Genomic DNA, 582 nt, shown 5'->3' with positions numbered 1-582 from the left:
TGATCGAATTTGACGCGGTGCGGCCAGGTGCGATCAGGTCGCGGACCGTCAGGCGGCGCTGCGGCTGCGTGATGATGCCCGGTTGGCGGTCAGCGATCACGCCGGCGCCGGTGTTGGTGGTAGTGATCGCCTTGGCTTCGATATCGACGCTGATGCGGCCGCCCTTTCGGCGCAGGTCGCCGGCTTGGTTCGCTTTCTTGAACGCGTCGTTCTCGACGAAGTGCGCGCCCAGCGATTTGGCGAACTGGTTCTGCTCATCGCCGCGACGCGCCAGTTTCTGCTGCACGTCAGCGAGTTCAGCGCCCATGTCGGCTTGCTTGACCAGCAGCTCGTCGACGGTTTGCTTGACGCCTTCGGTCATGGCGATGCCGCGCTGAGCCTCGGCCAGTGCTTTTTGGCCATGCTCCTTCACTTGGTCGTTGATCTTGCTAAATTCGCTTTTCAGTTCGGTCATATCCATGATTCGTTTTTCCTATGGGGTGAGTAATTTGAAGCCGCGCAATGCGGCCAGGATTTCGTCGCTCTTTTCGCCACCGGGCTCACCCCGGGAAAGCTTCGGCAGGCCGCCGTTTGCGACAGCTG

At 61.0% G+C, this 582-nt stretch carries 1 protein-coding gene; it reads right to left on the bottom strand.

The features are described from left to right. Positions 1 to 460: phage major capsid protein (locus RBA40_RS33455; RefSeq protein ID WP_510184492.1), on the bottom strand; the 460-nt coding region annotated here is incomplete at its 3' end. Between the last annotated feature and the right edge of the window lie 122 nt (positions 461 to 582).

Source organism: Massilia pseudoviolaceinigra, assembly GCF_030846505.1.
GTDB lineage: Bacteria > Pseudomonadota > Gammaproteobacteria > Burkholderiales > Burkholderiaceae_D > Telluria_A > Telluria_A violaceinigra.
Note: the sequence above shows the minus strand (reverse complement) of the source record. Positions and strands in the feature narration are given on the sequence as shown.